We start from the raw sequence: 5,432 nt of genomic DNA on the forward strand, positions 1-5,432 counted from the left end.
GCCGATGTGGGCCCCCACGCGCACGCCGTAGGCCATGCCCAGGAAAATGAGCGCGCCAAAGCAATACATGGTGAGCTCGAGCGCCCAGACAAAGCTGTAATTGAAAACGTAGCGGGCGATGACCTGACCAAAGGTAATGATCGTCATTGCCGCCAGCAGAAAGGCAATCAGCCCTTCCTCTAGATGTTCCAGCCAGTTTCTCAGCATGGAGAACTCCTTCAGGATACGAGAAACGGCCGCAGATGCTGCGGCCGTACTGCCGAAACCGCCTTATTCTTCGTTGGAGGCCCGCGCCTTTGCAATCAGGTCTTTACCGATCTCGTCGGCAAATTGAGTCCAGACTGGACGCACCGCCTCACGCCACGCAGCGATATCCCGCTTGGTAAGGGTTTGAATCTTGGCCTTACCGGCATCAGCAATCCGTTGGCGATCGCGATCATTGATCTCGGCAGCCAGCTGGTTGGCATATTCAGTAGCCCCAGCCATCGCTTTTTTCAGGCCGGCACGGACGTCTTCAGGCAAACCATCCCACCAGCCAGAATTGGTGATTACCATGTAATCCAATGCACCGTGGTTGGTGACTGCAATGGTCTTCTGGACTTCGTGGAATTTTTGCGAGTAGATGTTGGACCAGGGGTTCTCGGCACCATCCACAACACCGGTTTGCAGGGCCTGATAGACCTCGGCAAAAGACAGTTTCTGCGGATTGGCGCCCAGTTGACGGAACTGTGCCTCAAGCACATCAGACGACTGGATACGGAATTTCAAGCCCTTGATGTCTTCCGGACGAACCAGGGAGTCCTGGTTGGAGGACATTTGCTTCATGCCATTGTGCCAGTAAGCCAAGCCCTGGATACCTTTGGATTTCATCGCATTCAGCAACTCCTGACCATCAGGGCTGGCCTGAAAGCGATCCAGTGCGGCCACGTCATCAAACATGAATGGCAGGTCAAAAATCTGCAGCTTCTTGGTATAGCGGTCGAACTTGGCAAGCGACGGCGCAATAATTTGCACATCACCCAGCAGCAGCGCTTCCATTTCCTTGCCATCGCCAAACAACTGCGAGTTGGGGAAAACCTGTACATCTACTTTACCGGGCAGCGCAGCCTCGGCCAACTCTTTGAATTTCAGGGCACCCTGGCCCTTGGGGGTGTTTTCGGCCACGACGTGGCTGAATTTCACAATAATGGGTTCTTCGGCAAAAGCGGCTGAGGAAAACGCCAGGGCGACACAAACACCCACCGTTTTAATAAGAGGCATGCGGATTTTCATTTAAAAGTCTCCTGATTTATGAGAGATGGAAAAAACGTGTTCAATGAGAAACATGCTGATCAGACGTTCTGATCGTCTGCTGAATATCTGCAATCAACTGCGAGCCGATCACATCTTTCATTTCCTGCACCACCGGCGCCAAGGCATCTACCCAGGCTTGGCGCTCTGCAGCAGTGAGTGTATGAACCTCGGTTTTGCCCGATGCGCGTATTGCATCCAGGGCTGCGGCGTTTTCCGCGTTCGAGATCGACGCAGCATAACGAGTGGCCTCTTGCATTGCGTCTTCGAGTGCACTGCGGATGTCAGCCGGCAGATCGTCCCAGAATTTCTTGTTCACGATCACGACGTACCCCAAATACCCGTGATTGGAGACCGTAAAATGCGTTTGGACGTCCTGCATATTCTGTGTATAGAAATTGGAGGGTGGATTTTCCGTGCCATCCACTACGCCCGCTTCCAGTGCTGCATATACCTCGCCAAAGCGCATGGTGATGGGTTGCGCACCCAGGGCCCTCATCTGGGCATCCAGCACCCTGGAGGGTTGAATCCGCATACGCAAGCCCGACATATCCTCGGGCCGGTATAAGGGACGATTCGCCGAAAACGACTTGAATCCGTTGTCCCAAAAAGCAAGCCCCACGATACCCTTGCTGCGTAGACGATCAAGCAAGCGCTTGCCAATGGGGCCCTGAGTAATCTTGTGCAGCGCTGTCTCATCGGGAAACAGAAACGGCACGTCAAATACCTCAAACTCTCGAACGCCCAACGGGGTCAGCTTGGACAATGAGGGCGCGATCATCTCCACAGCCCCCAGCTGCAGTGCCTCGAGCTCATCCCGATCCTGATAGAGCTCGCTGTTTGGATATACTTGCACGCGCACACGGCCGCCAGTCGCCCGCTCGGCGAGTTCCTTGAAGCGCAAAGCTGCCTTGCCCTTGGGCGTCGCCGGGGCCACCACATGGCTGAACCGGATCACGATGGGCGACGGCTGCGCCTGCACTGGAGACAGGCTCAGCAACGCACAGGCAAACAGGGCGGCAAACAATTTGATCAAGGAAAATCTTCTTTAGCCGAAGCAGTGGCAAGGTAAAAATTCGTGACGTCATTCTGTGCAAACTGGCCTTGGCAATCAACTGTGGATATCCACAATCGGGCGCAGGCACAGGAACCTCCGCAGACTTCCTGCCTCAGATACACTGGCAAAAACAAAGATTCCCATGCGCACGTTTTCTCTCTTTTCTTCAATCAGTCACCGCCGCACCCTGCAATGGCTTGTCCTGGTGGGATGCACAGTGCTGTTTCTACTGACAGTGATCTGGCTGCCGTACAAAGCACAACAGATCGAATCCACCGAACGGCAGGAACAACTGATCGCCGATACCTTATGGGTTGAGCAAAGCATCCGTTTTCAACTGGGACGCAACGAAGACTCCGTCAGGGCCCTGGCCAATGAGATTGCCAACAACCATCTGGCGGGCGAATTACTGAGCAAACGCATGCAGCTGATTTTGCGCAGCCATCCCGAACTCGCCGGCATGGCATGGGTCGATAGCCACGGAACCATCGCGCTCTCGTCGGGAAAAGCCCCCTTCTCCATGGATACCCCGGGACGGCTGAGCGCCAAGCTTGAGCGCCTGCGTAACACGCTCGAGCCAGAATACATCCAGCCCGATCCACCGCAGGACAGCCGCCATTCAGCCACAATGGAGTATCTGTTTCCTGTGCAGCAACAGGGTGTCTATCTAGGCAGCCTGCTGGTCAGTTATTCGATGTCCGGCATTCTCGAGCACATGGTGCCCTGGTGGTTTGCGCAAAAAAGCGAGATCCGTCTGACAGACCGTCTCGAGAACACGCTGGGACAACGCACTGCAGGTGGGGTCGGGCGTCATGTATACACCTATGCCCACGACCTGCATCTGCCGTACGCCGATATCACCTTGCGCACAGACAGCGTGCGAGGCACACCCCGCCTGATGTCCAACTTGCTGGTGGTGGCGATTGTCCTGCTAAGCCTCGGGCTGTTCTGGAGCCTCACCGCCTTGTGGCGCGATATCCGGCGGCGCGTCCAGGTCGAACGCGCATTACGCGGTCAGATCGCCTTCCGGACAGCGATGGAAGATTCTCTGGTGACCGGCTTGCGGGTCTACGATCTGGACGGCCGCATCACATATGTGAACCCAGCCTTTTGTCGAATGGTCGGAATCCCTGCCGAAGAACTGATTGGACGGGCACCACCTATGCCGTACTGGGCCCCCGAGCTTATGCCCGGCTACCAGGAGCGCTTTTCTCAAAGGCTCTCGGGCACGATCAATACGCATGGTTTCGAAACTGTTTTTCGCCGGACTGACGACGAGCGGTTTCCCGTTCTGATCTACGAATCTGCCCTGCGAGACGACACGGGACGCCAGACAGGCTGGATGGGTTCCATCATGGATCTGTCGGATCGCAAACGGTTCGAAGAGCTCAGTCGCCGCCAACAAGAAAAGCTTGAGGCCAGCGCCCGTCTGGTAACTATGGGAGAGCTGGCGTCTACCTTGGCGCACGAACTCAATCAGCCCCTGGCTGCCATCACCAGTTACACCACAGGGGCACTCAACCTTTTGAACGACCCCGACACGAGCCTGGACCAAACCAGCGCGGGACGCCTGCAAGGCGCACTTGAAAAGGCCAACATCCAGGCCCAGCGTGCCGGGCAAATCATCCGTAGCGTGCATACCTTCACCAAGCGGCGCGAGCCACACCTCGAAACAGTGGATCTGCGCACCGTGATCACCGAAGCAGTACAACTGGCGGAGCTACAGGCCAGCCAGCATTTTGTGCAGATACACGCCGATGTTTCTCCTGAGACACCGGCTGTGACGGCAGACCCCATGATGCTCGGACAAGTGCTGCTCAACCTGACCCGCAACGCCATTGAGTCAATGCGCGATATGCCCCCTGAGCGACGGATCTTGCAGATCAATGCAGGTTGTGAACCCGGGAGCCCCAGCAGTGTCACCATCAGCGTGACAGATCGGGGCTGCGGAATATCACAGGAAGCAAGAGAACGCCTGTTCTCGCCTTTTTTCTCCACCAAGCCCGATGGCATGGGAATGGGCCTGAAAATCTGCAGAACCATCGTAGAATCACATGGGGGTTCGCTGTCCTATTCCGATAACCCCGAAGGCGGTACGATCTTCCGGTTCTCGCTTGCGACAGCAAATTAAACCTACGTACTGCCCGCCCAGCGATCACCACCTTCCGGCTACTTGTACAGCCTAGGCGGACGCACTAAAACACGGGCGCACACTTGGCCACCAAAGGCATCAATACAGCAGGAGCAAAACAGGTGTTACACATCGTCGACGATGAAGAAGTAATTCGCGATTCCCTCATGTGGCTGGCAGAATCCCGCCACATCCAGGCCACCACCTACGACAGTGCCTCGCAATTTTTATCTGTGCTGGATTCAGACTATGTGTTCAATGACGATGGTGACTGTCTGCTGCTGGACATGCGTATGCCTGAGATAAGCGGCGCCTCGCTATTCGAAGCCATCTCTGCTCGCGGATTTCGCGCACGCATGCCGGTGATATTTTTAACTGGCCACGCGGATGTGCCCATGGCCGTAGACAGCCTCAAACGCGGCGCCTTTGACTTCTTTGAGAAGCCCTTTAATGACAATAAATTGATGGATCGGGTACAGGAGGCACTGCTGGCCTCCGTGCAAGGCGGCCTCCAGGCAGATGTGCAGGCCCGTTTGGCCACGCTGTCTGCCCGCGAGCGAGAAACCTTGGGCTTCATCCTGGAAGGTAAGATGAACAAGGTGATCGCTGACGAAATGGGCATCACGATGCGTACGGTCGAGGTGCACCGCGCAAGCATCTTTACAAAGATGGGCGTACGCACAGCAGTCGAGCTTGCTCGACTGATCCAATAGCAGATTATCTATCTTGCACAAGGGCCTGTTTGGATTAATCAGGCAGGCATGTTTTGGCCTGGTGCAGGCACCAGGCGGTGCCAGTTAAACCGAAGTTTATTCTAACCCGAGTGTACGAAGCGAGCGCGCAAAACAAAGCCCCTGCAGAGAGACTCTGCAGGGGCTTTGAGCAATAAAAGCCTGACGATGACCTACTTTCACAGGTGTCCACCCACTATCATCGGCGCGAAGGCGTTTCACT

5 protein-coding genes are annotated in these 5,432 nt (G+C 55.7%); 2 read left to right on the forward strand and 3 right to left on the reverse strand.

Translation table 11 applies throughout. From position 1 onward, the window contains the following. From WA928_RS06525 to WA928_RS06535, 3 genes are all read right to left on the reverse strand, one after another. The coding region (locus WA928_RS06525) for a TRAP transporter small permease (RefSeq protein ID WP_424301194.1) at positions 1–207 on the reverse strand (207 nt) is incomplete at its 3' end. Positions 208–270: 63 nt separating this feature from the next. Next, a complete protein-coding gene (locus tag WA928_RS06530) occupies positions 271–1,272 on the reverse strand; it encodes a TRAP transporter substrate-binding protein (RefSeq protein ID WP_424301197.1) in 1,002 nt (333 codons plus the stop codon). Positions 1,273–1,312: 40 nt separating this feature from the next. Next, positions 1,313–2,323 (reverse strand): TRAP transporter substrate-binding protein, encoded by a 1,011-nt coding sequence (locus WA928_RS06535; RefSeq protein ID WP_424301206.1) that lies wholly within the window; start codon positions 2,321–2,323, stop codon positions 1,313–1,315. Between the two features lie 166 nt (positions 2,324–2,489). On the opposite strand from WA928_RS06535, the gene WA928_RS06540 reads away from it, so the two are divergent. Then, positions 2,490–4,478, forward strand: a complete 1,989-nt coding sequence (locus tag WA928_RS06540) for a PAS domain S-box protein (RefSeq protein WP_424301200.1) — start codon at positions 2,490–2,492, stop codon at positions 4,476–4,478. A gap of 122 nt (positions 4,479–4,600) precedes the next feature. Further along, positions 4,601–5,191, forward strand: a complete 591-nt coding sequence (locus tag WA928_RS06545; protein WP_424301203.1) for a response regulator transcription factor — start codon at positions 4,601–4,603, stop codon at positions 5,189–5,191. The last annotated feature ends 241 nt before the right edge of the window (positions 5,192–5,432 follow it).

It is taken from the genome of Castellaniella sp. (assembly GCF_049651205.1).
GTDB lineage: Bacteria > Pseudomonadota > Gammaproteobacteria > Burkholderiales > Burkholderiaceae_B > Castellaniella.

Coding starts and splice junctions, on each gene's coding strand:
- WA928_RS06540 (WP_424301200.1), top strand. CDS start 2,490: ATGCGCACGTTTTCTCTCTTTTCTTCAATCAGTCACCGCCGCACCCTG.
- WA928_RS06530 (WP_424301197.1), bottom strand. CDS start 1,272: ATGAAAATCCGCATGCCTCTTATTAAAACGGTGGGTGTTTGTGTCGCC.